This is a genomic window from Trinickia sp. LjRoot230, from assembly GCF_964253315.1.
Taxonomy (GTDB): Bacteria; Pseudomonadota; Gammaproteobacteria; order Burkholderiales; family Burkholderiaceae; genus Trinickia.
In genome coordinates this window covers 1,125,475-1,151,675 of the sequence record NZ_CAXUQX020000002.1, presented here as the reverse complement: position 1 = coordinate 1,151,675, position 26,201 = coordinate 1,125,475, and the positions used below count along the sequence as shown (strand labels likewise).

The 26,201-nt window shown below is 58.8% G+C and carries 26 protein-coding genes and 1 pseudogene; 15 read left to right on the top strand and 12 right to left on the bottom strand.

Annotated elements, in window-relative coordinates; genetic code table 11:
* Positions 1–4: 4 nt before the first annotated feature.
* The 5 genes from pheA to ACSQ20_RS24195 all read left to right on the top strand — a co-directional run bounded on the left by pheA (position 5) and on the right by ACSQ20_RS24195 (position 5,899).
* Positions 5–934, top strand: coding sequence for a prephenate dehydratase (pheA, locus tag ACSQ20_RS24215; RefSeq protein ID WP_436025875.1), 930 nt, complete (start codon positions 5–7; stop codon positions 932–934).
* Positions 928–1,593: a hypothetical protein gene (locus ACSQ20_RS24210; RefSeq protein ID WP_436024964.1), complete on the top strand. Its 666-nt coding sequence runs from the start codon at positions 928–930 to the stop codon at positions 1,591–1,593. Before pheA ends, ACSQ20_RS24210 begins: the two co-directional genes overlap by 7 nt.
* Before the next feature lie 114 nt (positions 1,594–1,707).
* Entirely contained in the window at positions 1,708–3,141 is a 1,434-nt protein-coding gene (locus tag ACSQ20_RS24205; protein WP_436024962.1) for an efflux transporter outer membrane subunit, read from the top strand.
* Complete coding sequence (locus ACSQ20_RS24200; RefSeq protein WP_436024960.1) at positions 3,138–4,370, top strand: HlyD family efflux transporter periplasmic adaptor subunit; 1,233 nt, start codon at positions 3,138–3,140, stop codon at positions 4,368–4,370. Before ACSQ20_RS24205 ends, ACSQ20_RS24200 begins: the two co-directional genes overlap by 4 nt.
* Positions 4,367–5,899, top strand: a complete 1,533-nt coding sequence (locus ACSQ20_RS24195) for a DHA2 family efflux MFS transporter permease subunit (protein WP_436024958.1) — start codon at positions 4,367–4,369, stop codon at positions 5,897–5,899. The genes ACSQ20_RS24200 and ACSQ20_RS24195 overlap by 4 nt, the downstream gene beginning before the upstream one ends.
* 24 nt (positions 5,900–5,923) lie before the next feature.
* On the opposite strand, the gene ACSQ20_RS24190 is transcribed toward ACSQ20_RS24195, so the two are convergent.
* From ACSQ20_RS24190 to ACSQ20_RS24160, 7 genes are read right to left on the bottom strand one after another with little or no spacing between them, the layout of a single operon-like run.
* Complete coding sequence (locus ACSQ20_RS24190) at positions 5,924–7,120, bottom strand: FAD-dependent monooxygenase (RefSeq protein ID WP_436024956.1); 1,197 nt, start codon at positions 7,118–7,120, stop codon at positions 5,924–5,926.
* Between the two features lie 57 nt (positions 7,121–7,177).
* The gene (locus tag ACSQ20_RS24185; protein WP_436024954.1) at positions 7,178–7,465 is read right to left on the bottom strand and encodes a DUF1330 domain-containing protein; all 288 of its coding nucleotides are present in this window, start codon (positions 7,463–7,465) and stop codon (positions 7,178–7,180) included.
* Positions 7,462–7,773 (bottom strand): DUF1330 domain-containing protein, encoded by a 312-nt coding sequence (locus tag ACSQ20_RS24180; protein ID WP_436024952.1) that lies wholly within the window; start codon positions 7,771–7,773, stop codon positions 7,462–7,464. Before ACSQ20_RS24180 ends, ACSQ20_RS24185 begins: the two co-directional genes overlap by 4 nt.
* Positions 7,774–8,124: a non-heme iron oxygenase ferredoxin subunit gene (locus ACSQ20_RS24175; RefSeq protein ID WP_436024950.1), complete on the bottom strand. Its 351-nt coding sequence runs from the start codon at positions 8,122–8,124 to the stop codon at positions 7,774–7,776.
* Positions 8,125–8,134: 10 nt separating this feature from the next.
* Complete coding sequence (locus ACSQ20_RS24170; protein WP_436024948.1) at positions 8,135–8,662, bottom strand: aromatic-ring-hydroxylating dioxygenase subunit beta; 528 nt, start codon at positions 8,660–8,662, stop codon at positions 8,135–8,137.
* A 3-nt stretch (positions 8,663–8,665) separates the two neighbouring features.
* Positions 8,666–9,925, bottom strand: a complete 1,260-nt coding sequence (locus ACSQ20_RS24165) for an SRPBCC family protein (protein ID WP_436024946.1) — start codon at positions 9,923–9,925, stop codon at positions 8,666–8,668.
* A 15-nt stretch (positions 9,926–9,940) separates the two neighbouring features.
* The gene (locus tag ACSQ20_RS24160; RefSeq protein ID WP_436024944.1) at positions 9,941–11,035 is read right to left on the bottom strand and encodes a 3-deoxy-7-phosphoheptulonate synthase; all 1,095 of its coding nucleotides are present in this window, start codon (positions 11,033–11,035) and stop codon (positions 9,941–9,943) included.
* 201 nt (positions 11,036–11,236) lie between these two features.
* Here ACSQ20_RS24160 and ACSQ20_RS24155 point away from each other — a divergent pair, with 201 nt between their 5' ends.
* On the top strand, positions 11,237–11,653 hold the full coding sequence (locus ACSQ20_RS24155) for an acyl-CoA thioesterase (RefSeq protein ID WP_436024942.1): 417 nt from the start codon (positions 11,237–11,239) through the stop codon (positions 11,651–11,653).
* Between the two features lie 74 nt (positions 11,654–11,727).
* On the opposite strand, the gene ACSQ20_RS24150 is transcribed toward ACSQ20_RS24155, so the two are convergent.
* Positions 11,728–11,997 carry a helix-turn-helix domain-containing protein gene (locus ACSQ20_RS24150; RefSeq protein ID WP_436024940.1) on the bottom strand — a complete coding sequence of 90 codons (270 nt, stop codon included), beginning with the start codon at positions 11,995–11,997 and terminating at the stop codon, positions 11,728–11,730.
* A gap of 358 nt (positions 11,998–12,355) precedes the next feature.
* Here ACSQ20_RS24150 and ACSQ20_RS24145 point away from each other — a divergent pair, with 358 nt between their 5' ends.
* On the top strand, positions 12,356–13,273 hold the full coding sequence (locus tag ACSQ20_RS24145; RefSeq protein WP_436024938.1) for a LysR family transcriptional regulator: 918 nt from the start codon (positions 12,356–12,358) through the stop codon (positions 13,271–13,273).
* Between the two features lie 8 nt (positions 13,274–13,281).
* Here the strand turns inward: ACSQ20_RS24145 and ACSQ20_RS24140 are convergent, their stop codons facing one another.
* From ACSQ20_RS24140 to ACSQ20_RS24130, 3 genes are all read right to left on the bottom strand, one after another.
* Complete coding sequence (locus tag ACSQ20_RS24140) at positions 13,282–13,767, bottom strand: VOC family protein (protein ID WP_436024936.1); 486 nt, start codon at positions 13,765–13,767, stop codon at positions 13,282–13,284.
* Positions 13,768–13,892: 125 nt separating this feature from the next.
* A complete protein-coding gene (locus tag ACSQ20_RS24135; RefSeq protein ID WP_436024934.1) occupies positions 13,893–14,474 on the bottom strand; it encodes a hypothetical protein in 582 nt (193 codons plus the stop codon).
* Between the two features lie 156 nt (positions 14,475–14,630).
* Positions 14,631–16,031, bottom strand: coding sequence for a PLP-dependent aminotransferase family protein (locus tag ACSQ20_RS24130; protein ID WP_436025873.1), 1,401 nt, complete (start codon positions 16,029–16,031; stop codon positions 14,631–14,633).
* 177 nt (positions 16,032–16,208) lie between these two features.
* Here ACSQ20_RS24130 and ACSQ20_RS24125 point away from each other — a divergent pair, with 177 nt between their 5' ends.
* Positions 16,209–17,537 (top strand): aspartate aminotransferase family protein, encoded by a 1,329-nt coding sequence (locus ACSQ20_RS24125; protein ID WP_436024932.1) that lies wholly within the window; start codon positions 16,209–16,211, stop codon positions 17,535–17,537.
* A 37-nt stretch (positions 17,538–17,574) separates the two neighbouring features.
* Here ACSQ20_RS24125 and ACSQ20_RS24120 read toward each other — a convergent pair whose 3' ends face one another.
* Positions 17,575–18,717: an MFS transporter gene (locus tag ACSQ20_RS24120; RefSeq protein ID WP_436024930.1), complete on the bottom strand. Its 1,143-nt coding sequence runs from the start codon at positions 18,715–18,717 to the stop codon at positions 17,575–17,577.
* 1,065 nt (positions 18,718–19,782) lie between these two features.
* On the opposite strand from ACSQ20_RS24120, the gene ACSQ20_RS24115 reads away from it, so the two are divergent.
* The 7 genes and pseudogenes from ACSQ20_RS24115 to ACSQ20_RS24085 all read left to right on the top strand — a co-directional run bounded on the left by ACSQ20_RS24115 (position 19,783) and on the right by ACSQ20_RS24085 (position 26,060).
* Positions 19,783–20,844, top strand: coding sequence for an aspartate aminotransferase family protein (locus ACSQ20_RS24115; protein ID WP_436024928.1), 1,062 nt, complete (start codon positions 19,783–19,785; stop codon positions 20,842–20,844).
* A 151-nt stretch (positions 20,845–20,995) separates the two neighbouring features.
* Positions 20,996–21,334, top strand: a pseudogene (locus tag ACSQ20_RS24110) (GNAT family N-acetyltransferase); the annotation flags it as partial.
* Positions 21,335–21,345: 11 nt separating this feature from the next.
* Positions 21,346–21,828 carry an adenylyltransferase/cytidyltransferase family protein gene (locus tag ACSQ20_RS24105; protein WP_436024926.1) on the top strand — a complete coding sequence of 161 codons (483 nt, stop codon included), beginning with the start codon at positions 21,346–21,348 and terminating at the stop codon, positions 21,826–21,828.
* A gap of 16 nt (positions 21,829–21,844) precedes the next feature.
* Positions 21,845–22,516 (top strand): hypothetical protein, encoded by a 672-nt coding sequence (locus ACSQ20_RS24100; protein ID WP_436024924.1) that lies wholly within the window; start codon positions 21,845–21,847, stop codon positions 22,514–22,516.
* Positions 22,513–23,559, top strand: coding sequence for an NAD-dependent epimerase/dehydratase family protein (locus ACSQ20_RS24095; RefSeq protein ID WP_436024922.1), 1,047 nt, complete (start codon positions 22,513–22,515; stop codon positions 23,557–23,559). The genes ACSQ20_RS24100 and ACSQ20_RS24095 overlap by 4 nt, the downstream gene beginning before the upstream one ends.
* A complete protein-coding gene (locus tag ACSQ20_RS24090) occupies positions 23,553–25,079 on the top strand; it encodes a hypothetical protein (protein ID WP_436024920.1) in 1,527 nt (508 codons plus the stop codon). Before ACSQ20_RS24095 ends, ACSQ20_RS24090 begins: the two co-directional genes overlap by 7 nt.
* A 30-nt stretch (positions 25,080–25,109) precedes the next feature.
* Positions 25,110–26,060, top strand: a complete 951-nt coding sequence (locus ACSQ20_RS24085; RefSeq protein ID WP_436018149.1) for an IS5 family transposase — start codon at positions 25,110–25,112, stop codon at positions 26,058–26,060.
* Positions 26,061–26,201: the final 141 nt, after the last annotated feature.

Below are 26,201 nucleotides of genomic sequence, written 5' to 3'. Positions count from 1 at the left end.
ACATATGTCGATGCCGCGGGCGGTACAAAACAAACCGCACACTGTGCCAATAGCTGCCCGCGCCGATTTGCCGAGCCCCGTTGCGTTCCTCGGCCCGGGCGGGAGTTACACCGAAGAAGCGCTGCGCACGCGTATCGGCACAGAACAAGTCGCGCTCGCCTGCGAAAGCATCGATGCTGTGTTCGCTGCGCTAACCGATGGACGTGCGCAGGCTGCGGTCGTCCCGATCGAAAATTCGAGCGAGGGCGCAGTCGTGCGCACGCTCGATCTACTTGCGCAAACGCGCGTGCCGATTTCCGGCGAAATCGTGATGCCGATCTCGCATTGTCTGCTTGCGCCATCGACTGAAATCGCGGAAATCGACACCGTCATCGCGCACCCACAGGCGCTCGCGCAATGCCGGCGCTGGCTACAACAACATCTGGCGCACGCTCGGCTCGAACCCGCCCCAAGCAACTCGGCAGCGGTGCGGACCGTCGCCCGGTCGCGCCGCTGTGCCGCCATCGCCGGGGAACGAACAGCCAAGCTTTATGGACTCTCCATCGCAGCACGTGCAATCCAAGACCACGCGGATAACCGAACACGCTTTCTCGTGCTCGGAGGCGTTGCACCGGCGCCCACCGGCCACGATCGCACCAGCGTCGTTGTGCGCCTGGCGCACTCGGTCGGCGCACTGGCATCGGTGTTCGACGCAATCGCACGATGTGGTGTCTCGGTGCTTTGGCTCGAACCCCGGCCATTGCAGAGCGAGGGTTGGGCGTACTGGTTTTTTGTCGATGTCGCAGGCCATCGCGACGACCCGAAGGTAGCTTCCGCGCTCGATGCACTAGCGGCAGTCACTGAAGAACTGCACGTGCTGGGTGCCTATGCGCGCAGCGACGCGAGCGAATCGATTTGCGTATCCCCGCAAGAAAAGGAGGCAGTGCCATGCTGATGTGCTACCGAACGCAACGGCGCGTGCGCGCTATTCGCCAAGGTTTCGATGACCGCTTGTTGGTCTTTATCGGTCTGGATGAACCAGACATCGTGATAGCCGACGCTTCCAATCAGATGAACAAGTGGCGCTGCGCCTATGAGGACGAACTCGAACTTCTTGCATTCATGCGGCTCGCGCAAACCGATGCGATTTCCTTCCACCCGTCTCGCCAGCGCGCCGTTGCGCGTTATCTACGCGCACAAGGTGTACCGGTTGCCGTGGGTATCGACGAAACGAATTCGCTCCATGCTAAAGCGAACTGGCAATGCGACGATGACAAACACGCGTCGCTGGCCATTGCAGCATCGGCATGCGCCGATCTTGCGCTGACAAACGCGTCAAACAGCGATGACTGTGCTGTCCGAACCCCTTTCGTAATCGGCTGCGGTGCGATGGCCGATGCTGCGGCACAAGCGGCACTCGTCGCACAGACAGCTCAGACCATCGAATACGGCGAGGCGCATCCATGTGGACTCGTCATCGATCTCTTTAGCGATAGCGCCGCGACGGCGTCGGGCGACGACCATCCACTGTTGCGCAGGCTCGCCACCGCTGTCCATCAGCGCCGCATCAGTTGTGCGACGCGGCGCTTCGCTTCACTAAGCGGCGCCCTTTGACAAATCAAGAAGCACGCTCGTGCCGGCTGGCACTTCTGCCAGTTGCCGTCGCAACACACGCTGCCTTAAGTTATGTCTAACGATATATCGGGCGAATGTATTCGCAGAGTCATCATGGCGCACACTTTCTCGTGGCTCGCGTTGTTGATTGCGATGTCGCTGATGAGCGGATGCGCAGATTTCGGCCGCGTTCCGCCGGCGCAATCGATGAAGTCCATTGAGCAGTACGACATGGGCGGCCTCATTCGAGGTACGCCGCAAGGGCCCGATATCGCCGAGCAATGGTGGCATGCATTCGCCGACCCGCCGCTCGAGCAGCTGATGACCGACACGCTTGCCGACGCGCCGACGCTGGCTGTCGCGCGCGAACGCGTGAACGCGTCGCTCGCGAGCATTGACGCTGAACGCGCCAATTCGCTTCCTCAACTCAGCATCGGGTTCTCGCTCGAGCCGACACGCTTTTCCGGCAGCTACAAGATTCCAAAACCCGCGGCAGGACATTGGCAAACCGATACGCAACTGCTCGCAAATCTGTCTTGGAACCTCGACGTCGCCGGCCGGATCACCGCATCGGTACGTGCGGCCACCTTTCGCGCAGACGAGCAAAAAGCGCTGGCGCAAGGTGTCAGAGTCGCGCTACAGACCGCGATCGTGACAACCTACTTGCAACTCGCACGCGACACCGAACTGCGTCGCATTGCTGGCGACGCACTTGCGCAACATCGTGCGTTATTGAAACTGACAGACCGGCGCGTGGCAGCCGGCCTCGATATGCGCATGGCTTCGCTACGTGCCGCGGAGCCCATCCCGCTCGCTCAAGCGGCGCTCGCGCGCGATGACGCCGGCATCGTCGCGTTGCGCGACCGGCTCGCGTTGCTCGTTGGGCGCGGGCCCGGCTACAGCGCACAGATCACGCCGACATCGACGTTGCTCGACAAGCAAGCGCTGCGCTTTGCAGCATTGCCCGCCGAGTTGATCGCGCGCCGTGCAGACGTGGCAGCAGCGAAGGCGCGCGTACAAGCCGAGGCTGCGCAGATTGACGTGGCACGTGCAGCGTTTTATCCGAACATCAACCTGCTTGCATTCGCGGGATGGCAAAGCCTCGGACTGCGCGCCTTGCTCCACGGCAACAGCGCATCGCTGGGCGTCGGGCCCGCGTTGACTCTGCCGATCTTCGAAGGGGGTCGCTTACGCGCAAATCTGAAAGGCCAGATCGCCACCTATAACACCGCTGTGGCCGAGTACGACGAATGCGTGGTGCAAGCGCTTGCGCAAGTCAGCGACACGCTTGCTTCAATCGCAGCAGCAATTGCGCAACGAGGCTACGCAGATGATGCGCTCGAACGCGCAAGCCTTGCGTTTTCGATCGAAACACGGCGCTACGAGAAGGGACTTGCCGGCTATCTCGACGTGCTGCTCGCACAGCAGCGCCTGACGGCCGCTCGCGCAGCATCTGTCGAAGCGCGAGCGTCATCGCTGATTGCTCAGGTGCAACTGATCGGCGCGCTCGGCGGTGCGCCTCCGATCCAATCGGAAGAAATAAAATGAGCGAGCCCTCCGATCCGCAAGCCGCGGCCGCGCTTTCCGTACACCGTCGCCACTATTTGCGCCGCTTCGGTGCGGTGCTCGCATTGCTCGCACTCGCAAGCGTCATTTGGTGGTGGGCCGGCGCGCGCAGCATCGAGCAAACTGACGACGCCTATGTGGCAGGTGAAGTCGTGCAGGTCTCGCCGCGTGTGGCGGGCATAGCCATTTCAGTGCTCGCGCAAAACACCGATTGGGTGGAAACTGGCACGCCGCTTGTCGAAATCGATAACACCGATGCGCACGTGGCGCTCGACGCTGCACTTGACGAATTGGCACATGCGGTGCGCAACTATCGTTCGGCCAGCGCCGACGCCGCACGTGAGCATGCACAGATCGTCATGCGCGAATCCGATCTCGCGCGCAGCGAAGACGATCTGCAGCGTCGCCTCGAACTAGCCGCCGACGGCGGGGTGGCGCGCGAGGATCTGCGTCATGCACGCAACGCGATGACATCGGCACAGGCAGCGCTCGACGCTCAACGCGCCGCTTATCGCGCGAGCCTCGCTCATGTGGATGGCACCACCATCGCAACGAACCCGCTCGTCAAAGCCGCAGCAGCGCAAGTTCGCAACGCAGCGCTCGCGCTGGCCCGCACTGAAGTGCGAGCGCCGATTGCCGGGCGCGTGACGCGTCGGCTCGTGCAAGTTGGTCAGCACGTCGCGCCAGGTGTTCCCGTGATGGAGATCGTGCCGCTCGATCGCGTGTGGGTCGACGCAAACTTCAAAGAATCGCAATTGCGGTACATACACGCCGGGTTGCCGGTCGAACTGCATGCCGACCTATACGGCAGCGACATCGTTTATCACGGCACCGTCGAGGGTTTTGAAGCGGGTACGGGCGCGGCCTTCGCGGCCATGCCCGCTCAAAACGCAACCGGCAATTGGATCAAGGTCGTGCAGCGCGTGCCTGTGCGTATCGCGCTCGATGCGAACGAATTGCATGTGCATCCGCTGCTGATCGGCTTGTCGATGTCCGCGGCCGTCCATGTCAATACAGGCTCGCAGCGTGGCGACGCTATGGCCAATACGATGAATACCGCTGCGGGCACGTCGACATCAGTCCGGCCGCGTCGCGTGCCGGAAACGACGCGCGTGTATGCCTATGAGCGCGATGCCGGCGAAGCACTGATCGCGCAAACCATCCGCGCCAACGGCGCAGGCGCCGGCGAAAAGAAAAAGGCCACGCCGTGACCACGTTCGGCAAACCTAAACTGCCGCTTGAGCCGTTGCACGGCCGCGCGCTGATTCCGGTTGCCGCTGCGATCAGCATCGCCAACTTCATGCAGACACTCGATCTGACGATCGCAAACGTTGCCGTGCCAACGATCGCCGGCGATCTCGGCGTATCGCCCGACATGGGTACTTGGACCCTCACATCATTCGCCGCACCGCTCGCCATCACGTTGCCGCTCACCGGATGGCTCGCGCAGCGTTTCGGACAGGTCCGGCTCTTTTGCATATCGGTGACGCTTTTCATTGTCATGTCGGTGCTATGCGGCCTCGCGCCGAACTTCGAAATGCTGCTGTGCTTTCGCGCGTTGCAAGGCGCCGCATCGGGCCCGATCACCGCGCTTTCGCAAGCATTACTGATTGCGGTTTTTCCGCCCGTGCGCCGCAACGTGGCCCTCGCAGTCTGGCAAACGACGACGTTCGTTGCGCCTGTGCTCGGGCCGATCTGCGGCGGCTGGATCACCGACAACATCGCCTGGCCTTGGATCTTCTATATCAACGTGCCGACCGGCGCCGCCGTGCTTTTCATCCTCGTGCGCGCGTTGGGCAAGCACGATAATCCAACGCGCAAGACACCGGTTGATGCCGTCGGCCTCGTATTGCTCGCGCTCGCATTCGGCTCGCTGCAATTGACGCTCGACCGAGGTCACAACCTCGATTGGTTCAGTTCCGCGACGATCTGCGCGCTTGCCGTGATCTGCGCAATCAGCTTCGTTGCGCTTGTCATCTGGGAATTGACCGACGAGCATCCGATCGTGGACCTACGCCTTTTTGCGGACCGTAATTTTCTTGCGGGCACCGTTGCGGTCACGGTCGGGTTCGGCCTTTATTACGGCGCACTTGTGCTCGTGCCGTTATGGCTGCAAACGGAGCAAGGCTATACGGCGACGTGGGCCGGTATCGCCACCGCGCCGCTCGGCATCGCGGGCATCGTCATCGCGCCGCTCGTCGGGCGCATTCAACATCGCTTCGACCCACGCTGGTTCGCGACGGCGGCGCTCGTCGGATGGGCGGTTGCATCGTTTTGGCGCATGCAGTTCAACACCGATGTAACGATCGATGATATCGCCTGGAACTCGCTGTTGATGGGCGCGGCCACTGCGCTTTTCATCACGCCACTCGTCTCGCTGTCGATTGCAGGATTGCCTCGCGAGCGTCTACCGGCGGCGTCGGGCTTGCAAAATGCGTTGCGCCGCATCGGGACCAGCGTTGCCACCTCGCTCGCACCGACTTACTTCGAGCGGCGTGCACGCGTACACAGCACCTATCTCGTCGATCGAATCGCACCGCAAGACACAGCGTTTTCCGATTGGATGACGCGCTTGCAGCATGCAGGCCTCGATAGCAACGGCGCCCTTGCTTCGATTGCCCGCGCGCTCGACGCCCAAGCGCACATGCTCGCACTCAACGATTTTTCCGCGAGCTGCGTGATGCTTTTCGCGGTCACGCTTGTCGTTGTCTGGTTAGCGCGTTACCGTCGCACGCGTTGATACGCGCCGATCGGGCGTGACGATTCACGCCGCCATGGCCATTGCCATTGCCGGAACGACAGGCAATGCCGGAAGCACCGGCGATGCGTGCGCGGTAAGCGCATCATAGCCAAATACCCAATGTGGATCGGTCGGCCCGCGCATGAACGTGTTGGCCGCCGAGACACCGTGCACTTCGGCAAGCCTCGCGTGGCGCGTAGCTGCAAACATCGCGAACGCCGCGGCAAAATCGTTCGAGCCCAGCAATGCGCGCAGCATGATGACGGCGTCTTCGAGCGCCATCGCCGCGCCTTGCGACATGAACGGCCGCATCGGATGGCATGCGTCGCCGATCAGCGCGACCCGCCCTGTGCCAAACTCGAAATGAGCGGGCCGTTCGAATAGCGCCCACTTCGTTACGCAGACATGCGGCGCATGCGCCAGCATGTGTCGCACGTCAGGATGAAAATCGGCGAAGTGTGCCTGCATCTCGTCGAGATCACCGGGCATCGACGATGCCTGAATGGGCCATTCCGCTTGCGGCATCATCGCCGCAAAATAAAATTCATGTCGCGCCCGATCGAGCCAGTATGAGAGCACAAACCGATCGTGCGCCCACCACTTCGTCAGATCGTCGGGACGCAGAGCGTCCAATAGCGTGCGCGGATAGGATCCGCGAAACGCTACCTGCCCCGAGAAATGAGGACGCTCGAAGCCGCGCAACGCGGTGCGCACGCGCGAGTGCAAGCCATCGGCACCTATCACGATGTCGGCTTCGGCATGCGTGCCGTCAACGAACGCCAGGTTGATCGTCTCGCCGCGCCAGTCGAGCCCGGCAAGACGTTTGCCCCAATGAATGGTGCCGGGCGCGACGGCCGACATCAGCGCGGCATATAAATCGCCGCGCCGCAAAGTGAGAAACGGTGCGCCGAATTGCTGATGCGCTGCTTCGCCGAGCGCCAGCGCATAAAGCACCGCGCCCGTATGTGCGTCGCGGTTCAAAAATGCCGAAGGCTCCTGAGCGCAGGCGAGCACTCGTCGATGCACATCGAGCCGTCGCATCACGCGCATCAGATTCGGGCTCAAGTGAATGCCGGCGCCCACGGGCAGAAACTGCGCGGCCTGCTCGTATACCGCGGTGCGATAGCCGGCTCGCTGCAGCAACGCAGCGAGCGCCGAGCCGCCTATCCCCGCCCCGATGATGGCCACGCGTGCCGCGCCGCCGCTTTTCGTTGACTGCATGCCGTTCATCCTCGGCTCCTTAGTTAGGACTCCGAACATTAAGTGGTGCGACGCGATTCATGCGCCTTCGACGACGATGCCGATCGTTCGTGCGGTTCGATCGCGTATCGCTTTGGCATCCTGATATTCGACGGAGCGATGCCAGGCATGCGCGGCCTCGGCCGAATCGAATTCAATGACGACGACGCGCTTCGGCGCCCACGGCCCTTCGAGATTTTCGGCGGTGCCCCCGCGCACCAAAAACCGTCCGCCGTATTGCTCAACCGTCGGTGCGCCAAGCCGGCGGTACTCCTGATAGCCGTCGTTGTCGTGAATGTCGATATCTAAAATGACGTATGCGCTCATGATGGGTTCTCCTCGTTGATTTCAAGTCCGTCGAATGCGACGCTGCGTGTCGTTCCCGCGGCAAGACGCAAGTGCCGCGCCGCCTGGTATTCAGGCGATGCGTGCCAACGTGCCGCCGCGTCGACGCTGTCGAACGCGATCACGACGATACGCGGCGGATGCCAGTTTCCCTCAAGGCAAATCGCTTCGTCGCTGCGCGCAAGCACGCGCCCGCCGTATTGCTCGATCGTCGGCACGCCAACCGCACGATAAGCCGCGAATGCGGCGGCGTCACGAATGTCGACTTCCACGACTACGTAAGCGCTCATTCAACGCTCCTCGTTGCAGGTACGGCCATTGCCGGAACCGTCAAGCGCAACCCACACGCGCCCGGCCTCGATACGCACCGGGAACACGCGTACCGGCGTTCTCAGTGGTGCGCACATCGGCTCCCCTGTGCGTACGCTAAAGCGACCCTGATGCAGCGGACATTCTATTTCGTCGTCCAGCAAAAATCCGTCCGAAAGACGCGCATCTCCATGCGTGCAGCGGTTTTCGCTCGCGTAAATCACATCGCCTACCGCGTAAAGCGCGAGTTCGTGGCCTTGTACCACCGCGCTGGTGAGCCCTTGTTCGAGTACCGTGTGTGCGTCGAGCACGTCGTGCCAGTGTTCGTTCATAGTGGGCACCTTAAATCGGATAAATAAGCGAGTTTGGAATCATCTCGCTGTCGTAGATGCACAGCCGCGATTCAAGCAGCAAACCGCGCGGCGTCTTGCGGAATCGGTCGAGATAGCGCCCGGTGTTATAGACGTCGCTGATCTGTTCGCACTTGGTGCGCACAACGACGTAATTCGCCTCGGCCTCGATCAGGTCGCCGGTCACGGCATGCACAAGCGGCGGTCCAATGATATGGCGCTGATAGTAGGGGTCGAAAAAAAGTGTGTCTTTGATTCCATAGACTCTGTCTTTAAGCATGCCTTTGCTCTCGAAATCCATCACCGCGAGCGGCAAGCCGCGCGCATGGTTCTCGCGCGGCACGACTTTGTAAATGCAATCTTCTACAAAGAATTCTGGCCATGCGTCCCATGCGCCTGAATCGAGTACCGCCGCGTAGCGCGCGTGAAACGTTAGGAGTGCGAAGTAATCGTCGAGGCAAAGCTGCGCCGGCGCATCGCCGTGCCCGCTCGCGATAGTCAGGGGTATTGTCGTTGACATCGCTCATGCCTCCATGACTTGACGCCAGTATTCATACATGCCGCGCACGAGCGTTTCGCTGACCATGTGATCGGTGCGCTCGTCGACTTGTCGTCCGCCCAGCTCGTTATAGACATGCCCCTCTCGAACCGCGTCGAAGCTCTGTTGCACGCATTCGATGACTTCGCCATCGTCAGCCGAGACAAACCCAGCCGGGCCGAACAGATTCGCCTGACGCAGGCGCCGGCGCGTCATCTCGGCGTCGTCGGTCTCGAAGCCGAAATGCGTCCAGACGTAATCGAACACGCCAGGGCCGATCGGGCGAATGCGCCGCGTCGATAGCGCATTGACCTGCTGCTGGATGATCACGCTCGGCATCAGCGTCAGCATCACGACGGTGGGCTCGCCCCACCACGGCTCATGCACCACATCGAGAAAGCGGTCGTCGTTCAGCGTCATTCGCTCTTTGAAGCTCGTCACGTTTTGCGTGACCTCACCGCCGCCACCGCCGCTGCGAATCGAAATCATCGCGCCATGACGGTGATGCGCGTCGGTGACGAGCTGAGCCGGATTGTCTGCTCGCCAAAGCCCGAAGTTGACGAACCACGTATGCAGCAACCCAGCGTGATACGGGTCCTTGATGTTTTCTTGCATCAGCTTCCAGTTGCTCGGAATGCGCTGGCGCGTGTAGCCGAGCACCTTGAGCTTGGGGCCGTGAAAGAGACGATCGTAATAGCCGAGAATTTGCGGACCAAGGAAGTCTTCAAACGACTCGACATCGTGGTCGAACGAGGCGAATACCGCACCGCCACGCGTCGAAACGCGCAGACGCCGCAAGCCATGTTCCTTCGGATCGAAATCGGCCGGCATGCCGCCGTTGACGCGGCCGCCTTGGCGCACACCGCGACGAAATGGCACGCCAATAAGATTGCCGCATAGGTCGTAGTTCCACTGATGGTAAGGGCAGTGAAAATCCTCCGCGTTACCGGAACGTTCGCGACAAAATTGCATGCCGCGATGCGCGCATGCATTCTCGAAGACGGCAACTTCGCCTTCGGGCGTTCGCGTCATCAGCACCGAGCGTTCGCCGACTTCGGTGCGCTGAAAGTCACCGGTGTTCTCAATCTCAGCTTCGAGACCGATGTAGCACCAGTGCCCGCGGTAAAAGAGCCGTTGGAGTTCGCGCTGATAAAGCGCCTCGCTCGTGTACGCAGCGAACGGTGTGCGGCTCGCGCCTGCGCCTTTCCAGTCGAGCTTGATAGGTAATTCGATCGATCGGTTCAAGTCATTCTCCTCGTTTCATTGGTCCGCATGCGCCAACGTGCTGTGGTAAAGCGCGGTGCGTCGCCGCGCGCGTACCGCCCCGGCAAGCAGATGAATAAGCTCGGCGGTATCGTGCCAACCGAGGCATTCGTCGGTAATGCTTTGACCGTAGACGAGCGGCACGCCAGCGGCGGGATCCTGGCGCCCGTGCACGAGATGGGATTCGATCATCACGCCCGCCAAGCGTTGCTCGCCTGCCGCGATACGCGCCGCCAGGTCCAGGCACACGCCGATTTGGGCGCGGGCAACTTTGCCGCTATTGCCATGGCTGGCATCGACAACGACGCTCGGCGGCATCCCCGCGCGCTGCAGTTCCGCACACACCACGTCGAGGCTCGCTTCGTCGTAATTCGGCTGCTTGCCGCCACGCAGCACCACGTGCGCGGCCGGGTTGCCGGGGCTCGTCACCGCTTCGACCACGCCATCGAGAGAAACCGTCAGATACCGGTGCGGCGCACGCGCCGCGGCCAGCGCATCGATTGCGATGCGCGCGCTGCCATCGGTGCCGTTCTTGAAACCAACGGGCAGGCCGAGGCCCGACGCGGCCTGACGGTGAATCGGCGACTCGGTCGTACGTGCCCCGATGGCCGCCCAGGAGATCAGATCGTCGAAATAGCGCACTGTCATCAGGTCGAGAAACTCGGTGGCCGCGGGTAAGCCGAGGGCGTGAATGTCGATCAGCAAGCGGCGCGCTTCGCGCAGCCCCTCGTCGATGCGATAGCTGCCGTCGATGCGAGGATCGTTGATCCAGCCCTTCCAGCCGACCGTGGTGCGAGGCTTTTCGAAATAGACGCGCATGACGATTTCGAGCGCATCGCGGTGCGCCGCGCGCAGCGGTGCGAGGCGTTGCGCGTAATCGAGCGCGGCGGCACGGTCGTGAATCGAGCAGGGGCCGACGATCAGCGCGATGCGCGCGTCTTGACGGCACACGATGCGCGCAAGCGAGGCGCGCGTGCGCTGCACCAACGCGCGCGCCGGGCCGTCGAGCGGGAAGCACGCACGCAATTGCGCGGCGCTTGGCAAGCGAGAGGCTGATGGGGGAGCCGATGATTCTTGGACCACATGATCCATGTCTGTCTCCTTTGTTTAGCGTTGTATCCGATTGGATGGGACGCATTAGAACGGAGCGCAGACACGGCGGAAACTGGCAGTTCTTCCAGAAAAGACGCTCGACTGACAGTTCTCGCAGTTTATTCGGCGACAAAGAAATTTATAGTTTGTGCGCCGTTGATCGCGACGGATGCAATTTCCTCATCGCATTGGAGACATGCAATGACAAAGAGATGTTTTGAAACGCCGATTGAAGTCAAGTACCGCGAGGTTGATGCAATGGGGCATGTCGGCAGCGCCGTCTATTACGACTACCTGCAACACGCCTATCTGAGTTTCATGCACGCGCTGCTCGATATGCCGCCCACTGAAAAGCTGCCGCACATTATGGTAAAAACAGCGTGCGAATACATCAGGCCGGCACATTATGGCGACCGCTTAAAGATTTGCAGCAGCGTGACCCGCTTCGGTTCGAAGAGCTTTGACCTGGAATATCTGATGATGCTGGACAACAACGGAAATGCGATTGTCGCAAAAGGTTATTCGACGCATGTAATGTTCGACTATTCGAATAATGCGTCGCTACCGGTTCCAGAAGAATTCAAAGCGAAGGTGGAACGCTTCCAGGGCGCGCTCTGAACGTCTTGCGTGGCCAATCCGCGGAATCGAGGACGGCCCCGTATTGGGGGGCCGCTTCGCCGATAGATTCGGCGTCAGTTGAACCCAATAATACCGAGCACGACGGCCTTCACGGCGGCATGCGTTTTGTTCGATGCATTCAACTTCGAAATTGCGCTGGCGACGTGAAAATTGATCGTCCGCTCGGTCACGCCGAGAATCATGCCGATCTCACACGATGTCTTCCCCGCCGCAGCCCAACGCAAAACCTCGCATTCGCGTTCGCTAAGCTGGGCTACGCTCTTAGGGTCGCCCCGCAGCGGAAGCGGCGGCACATATCCGTCGCGCTTAATCAGTTGCTCCATTTTTTGCTCCGCAAAAGAAAGCAATCACTGCCAAGTCACACGTTACACATCACATTCACCGTCCGCACCGGCTCATTAGCACGGTTGCCTAGAAAATTTACCGGTGCCCGGAAGGAGAAAAAGCAAGGGGATCGGAGTCTGCAATTTGTTCGAGGCCTGAATTATCGATCGGCTTTTTTCGCTCGAGCGTCCATATCCCGTGTTGATCATATCCGGCCGCGAAAAAACTAAAAACGTTCTCACGCCGCTTTTCGGATTGTAATCAGCATAATCGTAGTTGCCGCAGTGCGGAAGATGCGTGGCGCGCACTATATTCATGATTACAGCGCCATGCACGGCGTACCAACCGGTTTTCGCCATGACATCCACAATCGATCTGAATATGCTCGTTGTGTTGGACGTACTGCTGACTGAGCAGAGTGTCGCGCGTGCCGCCCAGCGCCTGGAGTTGAGTCCGTCTGCGATGAGTCGTGCGTTGGCGAAGCTGCGCACGATGACGGGCGACCAGTTGCTCGTGCGCGCCGGCCATTGCCTCGTCCCGACGCCGCTTGCGCTCGAGTTGCGCGGCAAGGTACACGCGGTGGTCACCGATGCGCAAAACGTCTTGCAGCCGTCGATGCACCTGGACCTCGCGTCGCTCAAACGCACCTTTACGATTCGCGCTAACGACGGTTTCATCGAGCGTTATGGCGCCCGCATCGCGGAGCTACTGGAAAACGAAGCGCCGCACGTGTGCTTGCGTTTCGCCGCGAAGCCGGACAAAAGCGGGGCGATGCTACGTGATGGGGTGGCCGATCTTGAAGTCGGCGTGGTCAGCCATATGGCGCCCGAATTGCGCATTCAAGCGCTCTTTCGGGATCGCTTCATCGGTGTCGTGCGGCGCGGACATCCACTCGCCGAGGGCGAGGTGAGCGCGGTACGCTACGCCGCTTATCGGCATATCAGCGTATCGCGTCGAGGGCACGCGCTCGGGCCGATTGACGAAGCACTGCGCGAATTCGCCGTGAGCCGCACGGTCAGCGTGATCGTGCCAAGCTTTCCTGACGCGCTGGCGCTTGCGCGCTCAACCGATCTGGTCGCGAACGTGCCCGAGCGGCAGACCGAACATGCGCGCGACGGCATGCATACGTTCCGCCTGCCCGTCGCGACGCCCGATATCACGATCTCGCAGATCTGGCATCCGCGCTTCGAGGCAGATTGCGCGCACCGCTGGCTGCGCGCCTCGTTGCGGCGCGTGTGCAGCGATGCGCCCCAGACGCTCGAAACGGTGGAATGAAGGCGCTGTTAAGCGTTATCAGCTTGGGTAGCCGACGCCTCTTGCATCGCGCGCGGGATGTCAGCGTGATCGACATCGCGGATGTGCGTCGCAAGGTGCCAAGCATGCCCAAACGGGTCCGTGAGATGACCCCAGCGGTCGCCCCAGAACATGTCGGCCATCGGCGAGACCACGGTCGCGCCGGCCGACACGGCCTGTTCGAACGCGCGGTCCGCATCTTCCACGTAAATGTAAAGGCTGACCGGCGTGCCATTCAGCGCCTTCGGCCCTAGCGAGCTGCACTCCGGCGATTCGTCGCTCAGCATGAGGATCGAATTACCAATCTTTATCTGCGCGTGCATGATTTTGCCGTTGGGACTCGGCACGCGCATCAGTTCGGTGGCACCGAACGCCTTCGTGTAAAACTCGATTGCATCCGCTGCACCCGCACAAACGAGGTACGGCGTGACCGAATGAAAGCCCTCGGGAATGGCTTTGACGGTAGATGTCGACATAGTTAGGCTCCAGTTGAATTTTCGTAGTACTTGAGGCCTGCGGCAGCGCAGCTTCGCTTTCCTCGGCTTCGTCTCTACGACGAACGGGGGCTGCCGAAATCGACAACGACACTCGATCTTTTCTTTTATCCCGCTGCGTCGCGGTTTCGCATGCCCTCGATGAAGGCGACGTCGTGGGGGTCGGTATAGCCGAGCCGTGCTGCGATGTCCTGCGCCGGTACGTCCGGCGCGGCATCCAATGCTTGCTCAATGGCTGCCTCGCGCTTCAAGCGTTGGGGTTTTAGTCGTTCGGCGTAGTCTCGCAGATATAAAACGTCGGTGGTGCCATTGCGATCGAACCCGCTCATGAGGCTCTTAATCACCGCGTCGAGGTCGCCCAGGGCGCGTGCCAGACGCCTTTCGGCGTCGAAGCGCTGAGCGGGGCTAAGACGCGGGCCATCAATGCTTTCCAGTGCCGCGCTCGAACCACCGCTGCCTATCGAAGGCTGGAAGTATTGCCGTAACAAGGCCCTGTCCCGTGGCTCGTCGGCCTGAGGAGATTTGCTGCCGGCCCAAGGACCAGGCAAACCGGCAACCGTCGCCGATGGCTGCGCTGGTCGCGCCGGCGCGGACAGGTCGGCCGGCGCGGAGGGCGAGCCCTGCTGCGCGGAAGGCGGTTCAGGCGTAGCAAACGGATCTTTGTAGCGGCCGTTAATGAGGGATGACATAGGCGAAACCTCGCTCGTTCTAAACAGCAAGCGACAGACACAGTCGCTCGACGGCGTTATTGTGCAACCGAGACGCATACCTGCGTCCCCGAAGCTTCGCCACCCCTCGCACCGCTTCGCATTGGACTACGCGGCTTCCGGTGAAATCCGCATTCGTCACACCACGTGCCGTAAAAATCGCCACAGCCGTTCGTCCGTCGAATATGGGACGTTGAACCGGAACCAGGCGCTCGGCAGGTCGTCCGGCCGGAAGTACGACCCCGGCGCGAGCCAGATTCCTTCGCTCAGCGCGGCAGTCGCGATCTCGGACGCACGCTCGGCTTCGATCGGCAGGCGCGCCCATAGGAACAAACCGGCGCGCGGACGGTGAAACACCTCGAGGCGCAGCTCGTCCATCTGCGCCTCGACCGTCACGTGCGCTTCCTTCAAGCGCTCGTCGATACGCTCGACATGCCGTGCGTAATGCCCTTCGACAAGCACTTTGTCGACGATCCGCTCGATCGTTTCCGACGACGTAAGGCCAACCGCCATTTTGCTGCGCGCCAGTTCACGCAGCACGTCGCGCTGTCCGAGCACATAGCCGCAACGCAGTGCGGGCGTGATCGTCTTCGAAAACCCGCCGACATAGAGCGCGCGCTGCAACCCTTCCAGCGCGGCAATGAGCGGCACGGTCGCCGGCGCGAGTTCACGGCTTACGTCGTCCTCGATAATCCAAGCGCCTGCGCGCTCGGCAATTTGCACGAGCCGGAACGCCGATGCCATCGAAAAACTCGCGCCGGTGGGATTTTGCAGTGCGGTATTGATGAAGATCGCTTTCGGCCGCGCTGTTGCCACCAGCGTCTCTAGTGCTGCGATGTCTATGCCGGAAGGCGTGCGTGGCACGCCGTGGGCCACGAGCCCGGCGAGCTTGAGAATCTGCAGCAAATTGCAATAGCCCGGATCTTCCACCACGACGGCGTCACCTGGCCGCAGCAACGTGCGGACGATCAAATCGAGCGCCTGAGTCGCACCTTGCGTGAGCAGGACGTTTTCGAGGCCGGCCGGCAGACCGAGGTGGTCCATATGTTCCGCGATACGCTCGCGCAGCGGCGCGAAGCCGTACGGGTGACCGTAATCGGCATGCCGCGCGGCCGGCACCCGGGCAAGCGCACGCAGCGCATGCTGCAGCCCGCCCTCGTTGACCCATTCGTTCGGCAAGGTTCCGCACCCGGCTTTGATCGGCACCGACCGGTCGGCATAGACGTCCGACAGCAGCCAAGTGGCCGTCAGGCTGGGCGGCTGCCAGGCCGGCATCGCGAGCGGCGTGCCCGGCGTCCGCACGGCAACGCGATAGCCAGAGCCGCGGCGTGCCGTCACAAGGCCCATCGACACCAGCCGGCCGTAGGCCTCGGTCACCGTGAACGTGCTGAGCCGCTGCTCGCGCGCCAGTTGGCGAACCGACGGCAACCGCGCGCCGGAACGCAACGCGTGCGAGTCGATGGCCTGAACGAAGGCACGCACCAACTGCTCGACTAGCGTCGGCGCACCGCGGCCTCGCTCCAGGTTGAATTCGATGATTGCCGGCACGTGATTCCTCGCTCTCGCCAATACGGTTTTCGCCAATTTACCAGCACAGTTGGCAGTATGGTCAGCAAACTGTGCATGTCCTTCGGCGGATGCCGGGCGATAGAGTCGAAGCATCGTCGCGCGCTATGAAGCGTCGCGGCCTTTCCGTACACCCACAGGAGAAGCACCGTGACTTCGCGCCCCGCGTCGGACGATCTATCGAATTTCTGGATGCCGTTTACTGCCAACCGCCAATTCAAGGCCGCTCCGCGCATGTTGGAATCGGCACGCGGCATGTATTACAAGGCGAGCGACGGACGCGACGTGCTCGATGGCTGCGCCGGGCTTTGGTGCGTCAATGCGGGGCATTGTCGCGATGAGATCGTCGCCGCGGTTCAGCAGCAGGCGGGCTCGCTCGATTTCGCGCCGACTTTCCAGATGGGCCATCCGCTCGCGTTCGAAGCCGCTGCCAAGGTGGCCGCCGTGATGCCGGCCGGGCTCGACCGCATCTTCTTCGCGAATTCCGGCTCGGAGGCCGTCGATACCGCGTTGAAAATTGCGCTCGCTTACCATCGCGCGCGTGGCGATGGGCAGCGCACGCGCCTGATTGGCCGCGAGCGCGGTTATCACGGTGTTGGCTTCGGCGGAATTTCGGTGGGTGGCATCGCGCCGAATCGCAAGATGTTTTCGGGGTCGCTGCTTGGCAACGTCGACCACCTGCCTCACACGCATGATCTGGCGCGCAATGCGTTTTCGAAAGGACAGCCCGCGTGGGGTGCGCAGCTTGCCGACGAACTGGAGCGGATCGTCGCGCTGCATGATCCGTCGACGATCGCCGCGGTCATCGTCGAACCGGTGGCCGGCTCGACGGGTGTGCTGATTCCGCCGCAGGGCTATTTGCAAAAGCTGCGTGAGATTTGTACGAAACACGGCATTCTGCTGATTTTCGATGAGGTCATTACGGGTTTCGGCCGGCTTGGACGGGCGACGGCCAGTGAGTATTTTGGGGTGACGCCGGATCTCATTACGCTCGCGAAGGCGGTCAACAATGCCGCGGTGCCGATGGGTGCGGTAGCGGCCAGCCGCACCGTGCACGACGCCATCGTTCAAAGCGGCATGCCGAATGCCATCGAACTCTTTCACGGCTATACGTATTCGGCGCACCCGGCTGCATGCGCTGCTGCGATTGCGACGCAAGCGCTTTATCGCTCCGAGGATCTGTTTGCGCGCGCCGATCGGCTTGCCCCGGCGTTCGAGCGCGCGGCCCATGCGCTGGCGGATGCGCCTTATGTGAAGGATGTGCGTAATCTGGGCCTTATCGCGGGCGTTGAGCTCGAGTCCCGTGACGGGGCGCCAGGCGCGCGGGCCTATGAAGTCTTCGTTAAGTGCTTCGAAGCTGGCGTGCTGATTCGTTATACGGGAGATATTTTGGCGTTCTCGCCACCGCTCATCATCGAGGAAGAAGAGATCGAACGTATGTTTGCGGTGGTTCGGGAGGCGCTGGGGACGGTGCGGTAGTCTCTTGCGGCGAGCCGCGGGCGCGGGCGCGGGAAGCCTAGCCCTTGACAGCGTCGTACAGCGTCAGCCCAGCGCCAATACCCAAGCCCACTGCGAAGACCGCTGTCGCTATAGCGACCGTCCCGCTCGCGGGCATCACCGATGCGATAGGCACGACTGACAGGATGACGACGTTGTTGAGCGTTTCGGCAGATGCCAGAACCACGCCCTTGTCGCGGCCCGCACGTTCGGCCAATACCGTCGTCGCCAAAGGGGCGCTCGCCCCGAGGGCCGCGCCCCACGTGGCGAGGCAGACGAGTGCGCCGAATAGCGGCAGCGACAGCAGGTGGAATGCCATCACGGAAACGATCAACAGGCTCGTCACGACGATCAGCGAACGTTCCTCGCTGCCGATCAAGCGTCGCAACTTGCCAACTGACACATTGCCGATCCCAAGCCCGATGCCAAATGCGCTCACGCTGATCCCGACATGGCTAACGTCGAGTTGATAGCGCTGTCGTAACACTTCTCCCGACAACAGGAACGCGGATACGCCCGTTCCGTTCCATAGCCCTTTTGCGAGCAGTGGACGCGTGATACTCGGATTGCCGAGCCATCGAAAGCCGCGGGCTTCGTGCGTTGCAAGGATGGGTTGCCGTTTCGGCATCGTTCGCATCGTCGCGGTCCCGATCAGAAACAAGACAATGCAGCCAGTCGACATCAGCAGGAACGGTGCTCGCCATCCAACCCATGCGCTCAGCATGCCCGCTGTCGCGGGACCGAGCGCGATACCGAGGGTCATGCCCAGCATGACGGCACCCATCGCGGACGCATGGCGCGCACGCGGGACGACTTCGGAAATCAGTGCAAACGAAGCCGGGATAATAACGGCAGACGCGAGACCGCCGAAAATCCGCAGCGCAATCGCAATGCCGAGCGTCGGCGAGAAAGCGATGCCGGCACCATCGATCGCAAACGATAGCAGCGCGATCAGCAAGAGACGGCTCCGATCGATTCGATCCGATAGATAACCAAGGAACGGCGCCGCGACAGCATACGCAAACGCGTAGCTCGAAATCAACCAGGCTACCCCGACTGAATTGGTGTCGAACGCGACTGTGAGCGGATCAAGCATCGCGGCGAGCATGAACTCGCTTGCGCCGACGACGAATACCGACATCGAGAGGACGGGCAACAGCATGCGATTGCTGTCTGTGTTGCTAATTGTTTGCGAAGACGACACCTCTTTTCCTATATGCGATATTGATAGAACGTAGGAGACACGCAAATATCGCGAATTGCCTCTGCGTTTGCGACGGAAGCTGCGTCGTACACGCGATGAATTCGCGTAGCGCCGTGCGGCTTTGACCCGCCACTGAGTCGAGCTGCTGTTCGACGTATTTGCAAAATGTATTCGGTCTGGCCGACTAAGAGATCATCGGCGCCCCCGATCGATCCCAATGGTCACATCGGCAGACGTAGTAATGGATGCCTCAGGCTGACCTGCTCGCGCAATCGATGCCGGACAAAATATCCCTCCGCCCCAGGCGTGTTCGGACCTGCCTGCACCTTGTCAATCTGCGCGCTTTCTGCAACGCCCTAACCACTTCTCCACGTGAAAGCCCTGTCGCGTGAGGCTACCAGCACTCCGGTCCGACGACCTACGATCGCCCTGACCCTGTTGCTGCTCCGCGATGGACTTCCGATCGTCCTAAAACACGAAAAAACGTATTGACAATCGCCGATAGTTCGTACGATCACTCCTGGTTTTCAACGGGAAGAGTTGCGAAGATCTTAAATGCTCTCCACGAAAAACCAACCGCAGAACGTCGGCGTTACTCACCAATCAGTGACGACGGCTCAATTTAGAGGAGAATTCGGCTGATTTATATCAATCATCAAATTCATGAGCGAACTTATGAGTTTAATGCAAATCACATTTTATACTGTAAGTATTGTGATCGAAAAGACGCTGCAACCTCCAAAGATATGGATAAATTGATATGGCGATGACGGGTGAAACACGCGTGGGTAACGTCCTTGCTGGCTGGAATCATTTAGCAACAGTAGGCCCGACGCAAATTCGCAACGCTTCCGGTGCTCGAATACAGGTCGCATCCGGAGAATGGCGCGACGACTATATCATGGGTTGGGGCTCGTGCTTTCTCGGCCATGACAGTCCCATTATCAGGGAGTCCATTACTCGCGCGCTATCAGGCGGCTTCCTTCAGCAATATGAAACTGGCAATCACCAGTTGCTTAGCAGTTGCTTAGTGACCGTTTTTGTAGCGTAGTCCCTTGCGCAGAGAAACTTCGCCTCGTTAATTCTGGCCTAGAAGCCACCATGTATGCGACTCGAATCGCTCGCGCCGCAACCGGAAGGCGTTTGATTCTGAAATTTGAAGGGCATTTTCACGGTTTAAATGACACGCTCACCTGGAACGTTGACTCGTCTCCGCGCAGTGTTGCGCTCCTGGAAAGTGGCGAACTGGAGCGTGTACCAGGTACCGTGGGTATCCCGGACGAACTCGGTCAATTGACCATACCATTGTCATGGAATGATCTTGGCGCCGTTCGGAAAGCGCTTGAGCTTTACCCCAATGATGTCGCAGGAATCATCCTGGAACCCGTGGCACTGAATATTGGTTGCATAAAGCCGGATGAAGGGTTTCTTCAGAATTTGCGAACATTCGCAACAGAGTACGGCGCATTATTAATCTTTGATGAAGTATTAACCGGATTTCGTGCCAATATTGGTGGAGCTCAAACTGATTATAGCGTTATCCCCGATCTTGCGACATATGGCAAAGCATTTGGATGTGGAATGCCAATAGCCGGAATCGCCGGCAAAGCAGAGTTCATGGATGTAATCGCACCGCGTGGTCCCGTACAAATCTGCGGTACAAATACCGGCCGGTACCTATCGGTATCGGCTGCGCTAGCCGCTCTGGACCATCTGGAAGACGGTGCTGCATATAGATACGTCGCGAGCCTCGAGGATCAGATCAAAGGCGACATGAGCGAGATCTTCGCCAGGCACGGTATCCCGTGTCACATTGACGGTTATGGCGGGCGAGTCGGCGTTCACATTGGTATGACAGGGCGTCCGCGATCGATGCGAGATATCGAACAAACATATCCAGTGAAATTTGCGCACAAGTTGTTTCACATGCTGTCGACGGAGTATGGGCTGTACGGATTCTTAATGCCTCTCAGCTATTGTCCTGAGCCAATAACGTTATCTGCGGTGCACACTCCGACGATGATCCACGACGCATGCGAACGCCTCGACTCCGCGCTCAACAGGATTGATTATCATGTCAACTAAAGAGCGAGATTTCGTCGTGGTCCGTCGTATTAATTCATTTGACACAGCAGCGGTGCTTGAATTGATCTCGCAGATTCCCTCTTCAGAAGATCTTGTCAAGTCTTCGTGTACACAGTTCACTCGATAACTTGAAAACTCACATCACGAGGAAGCAAGATTCGTCGCCACCTTCGAAGGCGTAATCGTCGGCACGATGGGATGTGGACCAGGACCAATTCCATCAAGGAAAGCTCTTTGGGCTGATTGGCTAGTCGTCGATCGGAGTTATCGCCGGCGGAATGTTGCCTCATTACTTTATGCGAAGGTAGAAGAGTTTGCACTAGACCTTAGAAAAAACTATCTTTGCCTGGATATCGGCAACATAGATAATGAAAGAGCCGCATATAATTTTCATATTCGCAATGGCTTTCAGTTAATCGGCCAAATACCAGACTATTGGGGAAAATCAGAGCATCTCAACATTATGGTGAAGCACTTAATTTATCTTTAATCAATATTGATATGGCAGTCATACATCAAATTACGGAAGCGCAGAGCCTTGTTAAAAGCTATCAGAGCTATGATCTCGTGGTAGGGCTTTGTCATGGCTGTTTCGATATCGTCCACCACGGACACATACATCATTTACGCCAGGCCAATTCGCTTGTCGATCGCCTTTTTGTATCAATTACGGCAGATGAATTCATCAATAAGGGCCCTGATCGACCAATATTCAGCGCCCTCACCCGAGCGGAATTGATTAATGCAATCCGATACTGCCATCACGTGATCGTGAGTCACTCGGCCACCGCTCAACATGTGATTTCGGCGCTAAGGCCCAATGTGTTTTTCAAAGGTCATGATTATTGTTCTAAGGCCGATCCGAGAGTTACTGCGGAGCGAGCACTCATAGAGAGTATTGGAGGACGCATGATTATTACGGACAATGCAGTGATGGATTCAACATCACGAATTGCACAAGCCCTTATGTCCGAACGCGTATAATTGGCGAGAATTATTAATGCAAACACTTCTATTGCTCGACCTCGATGGAACACTCATCGACACCCCACACTACGAAGCGTGGTGTTACGCAGCACGTCAAATGGGAGTCGAGGATTTTACTTACGAAGAATATGTTACTTGCATAGCAGGAAGGCCTCGGTTAGAAGGCGCGTCCCGCCTGATTGAACTGAAAAAAAACGGCGCGCGAGTGGACATGCATCACTCATACAGCAGCACATTGGCAGAAATCAAGCAATTAGAGTTTTTGAGGCTTTCTGCAAACGCCAAACTTTTCGATGACGCTCTGCGATTCTTAGAACGTATCGAAGCATCACGCCAGCGAGTCAGAATCTATACCGCATCTCAAAATGCACCGGGGCTGTTTCGTGCCGCATTGCGCACTGCGGGAAAGTCGCTCAGCCATCAACCCATGGTGAGGCAGCGGCACGATCAGACACGGGAAGCATTATTCTCTTATCTCGTTGGCGAGCATGCGATAGAAACGGTGACACTTATCGACGATGCTCCGCACTCCGTGGATATTGCGAGCCGTCTCGGTATTCGTGCCTATCAGATCCGTCGCATTAAATCCCAACCAACGGCTACTGATCCGAGCGCCTGCATTGTTGCATCACTCGACGATGTCACTCTACCTGACCACCGACTCTGTGAAGGACACAACAAATGACTAAGTGCCCAAGAATTCTTGTAACCGGTGGAATGGGGTATATCGGAGCACGCTTGGTACCAAAACTACTAGCCGCAGGCTACTCGGTCCGGGTGCTAGACGCTCAATTTTTTTTGAACGGCCTCGATCAATTTGTTGATCACTCTCAGCTAGAACTGGTTAGGGGGGATATCCGCAACAGCTCGATCGTCGATCGTTCGTTACTGGGGATTGAGACTGTTATACATCTTGCTGCCGTAGCGAACGATCCGAGCTTTAATTCGGACCCGCAAGTGAGTCGAGCTATAAACATCGATTGCCTTCCGCATCTCATGAGGGCTGCCAAACGCGTAGGCTGCCGGCGCTTCATCTATGCTTCCTCGGCCAGCGTGTACGGAATTAATGACGAACCGGTGGTCGATGAGAACCAACGGTGCGTGCCAGTCACCGACTACAACCGATATAAGGCGGACGGCGAGAAGATTCTGTTCGACCTTACCGACTCATCGTTCGAAACTATCGCGGTTAGAGCAGCAACCGTCTGCGGCTGGTCACCGAGACAGCGGTTGGACCTGACAGTGAACATCCTGACTGCAAGCGCGCTTGCTCACGGAAAAATCACCGTCTTTGGAGGAAATCAGTATCGGCCCAATGTTCACGTCAGTGACCTATCTCGGTTGTACACATTACTCGTTCAACGAGAATCTCTTGGTCCGCTGTGCGGGCGCGCGATCAACGTCGGGTACGAGAACCACACGGTGGCCGAAATAGCGATGCAGGTAAAAGACGTCGTCGATCGCTACTTTGCCTTAAACGTTCCGATCATAACGAGAGCTTCCAATGACGTGCGGTCCTATAGACTCGATTCGCGCCTGGTAAAACACGAATTGGGATTTGAGTTCGTCTATACCATTCGGGACGCAGTTCTGGAGATATGTGAACGATGGCAATCGGGATGGTTTAAGGATAGTGCGGACGTTCTCACGGACCCTCGCTACCACAATCTGCAAAACATGCGGTCTTTTGACTGGTCCGTTGCGTCATTGTCGGGACCCTCATGCTGATCATTTCTTGTGGAAAGCGTAATGAGGCCGTGATTGATCTAAATCCGGCATCTTCTGCGTTTGTATCATGTGCCGCGACGTTGGCCAACGCTCTCGTCGGAGTACGCCCATATGTACCGGACGCTTCGGAACGGACTCTGCGAACGCAACTACTTATGCACGGTGTGTACGCATCGGGCGTTGGCGTTTCCCGTGAAATCGTATCGCTGCCGGCACCGCGAATTCTGAGGATCTATGACGTCGACACAGGTGAACCCGCCCGCCGGCTAGACGGCACAACAGCAACCATTACGTTGTCTCTCGAAAGCGCCGCTGTTACGAGTACTGAGTTGCTGCAGACTGGGGGCCAGTCGTTCGAGTTGAGTACGCGGCAGTTCATCGGTGCCAATGGCAAACCGGAAGTCTGGACCGTCATAGACATACGCCGTACAAACAAAAAAGGGATTGCTTCCCGTCGACTACGGCTCGACTATGGCATCGACGCGTCTGCCGTCAATGAGTACCTTGGCACGTCGTCGTGGCTGACCGCTCGCAACTATAAGATTGAGCGATGTGAGCACACCGGAGAGCGTTTAAGCGCTATCGTCGCCGCGGAACAACATCGATTGCATTACGATGTGCAAATTGAACGGTCGCCGTCCTCCGCCAGCTTTGCTACAGCCTGGACCTCCTTTGATCGTCACTGCACAATGTCTGTAACCTTCGACTTCGCCGTCGCTGACCATCAACAGCTATTCGCAAACTGGCAGATACGCTCGAGATCTGATGCTTCCAAATCAAAACCTCCCCCGCCGCGATCGCATTTGTCGATCGCCGAGAATGAGCATCGGGCTCGATGGGCTGCGTTATGGGAGCACTACAATGTCGTAATCGACGCAAATGGCGGCCCGATCGAAATCGGAATGAGTTATGCCATTTTCCAATTATTACAGCATGGCACTTATTCATGTAGCCATGCCCATGGATTCATCTCGCCTGCCCGTGGCTTGACGAGCACGTATCATTCTGGATCGACATTCTTCGATACCGAACTCCATAAATGCATATTTTGGATTTGGAATGATCCGAGCGTTGCACGAGCCCTCATAGACTATAGATATTACAATATCGCGAAAGCAATTGAATTTGCAAAGCTCACCGGATTCTCGGGCGCTCGTTTCCCGGAAGCGTCAAACGACCGCGGCGGCGAAAACGGACCCCATTATGTTATATCGTATCCGGGTGCGGAGATGAGCCGGGAGTGGAGTGTTGACGAGGTGCTACATATCTCTGCGGATATCTGTTACGCCTTATATAGATATTGGATGACAACCAGTGATGACGGGTATATCAATTCCCGTGGACATAGGATCATTATCGAGTGCGCCAGATTTTCAGAATCGGCATTCAAGTGGTCGGATAGCAAGCAAGCGCATGTCGTTAACCGCGTAATGGGACCGGACGAATATCATTATCATGTTAACAACAGCTTTTATACAAACTACTTACTTAGGGAACATCTGATCTATTCGAGCCGTTAAGATTGAGCCATTGCCACTTACCTCCGAGCCATGAAACAAACCACGTTCGCCTCGCTGGCGTTTGATGGAAAGAAGAAACAGACGCGCCGGGAGCGTTTCCTGACGGAAATGGAAGCGGTGGTGCCGTGGACGGCGTTGCTGGCGGTGATCGAGCCGCATTATCCGAAGTCGGGCCGGCGGGGCCGACCGCCGATGCCGTTGGCCACGATGCTGCGGATTTACTTCATGCAGCAGTGGTACGCGTTGTCGGACCCGGCGATGGAAGACGCGCTCTACGAGATCGAATCGATGCGCCGGTTCGCGCAGCTTGAACTGTCGGACGATGCGCTGCCCGATGAGACGACGATCCTCAAGTTCCGACATCTGCTGGAGCAGCACGGGTTGACCTCGAAGATGATGAACGTCATCAACGAGACGCTGGAAGCACGGGGCATGCTGCTCAAGGGCGGCACGATGGTAGACGCGACGATCATCCATGCGCCGCCGTCGACGAAGAACGAGGGCAAGCAGCGCGACCCGGAGATGCATCAGACGAAGAAGGGGAACCAGTGGTTCTTTGGCATGAAGATCCACGTTGGGGCGGACGTCGATAGCGGCCTGGTGCATACGGTATCGGTGACGCCGGCCAACACGGCGGACGTGAGCGAGTTGCCGGTGCTGCTGCGAGAGAGCGATCGGGCGGTGTTCGGCGACAAGGGCTACGTGAACAACGCGTTCAAGCGTCTGGCGCGTGAAGCCGGTGTGTTCTGGGGTGTTGCGCTCAAGGGCAGCAAGCCGTATCCGCTGACGAGCGCAAACAAGCGCTTCAATCACCGGATGTCCTCGATCCGGGCCCGGGTCGAGCACGTGTTTCGGGTGATCAAGCGGCAATTTGGCTACGCGAAGGTGCGCTACAAAGGGCTGGCGAAGAACGCGGCGCAGGTGTTCTCGCTGATCGGGCTGACGAATCTTTATCTGGCGAGGCGAAAGCTGATGGCTTGATGGGAAAAATCCGTCCGCTGCCTCGGAAAATCGGCGCTCTGGGCCGATATGGCCTCGATTGGTAGCGTGAAAGGCGGAGAAATCGATCATCGAAGCTCGCAGAAAATTGCTGGCATGAACGTCAACGTTCAAAACGTCAAT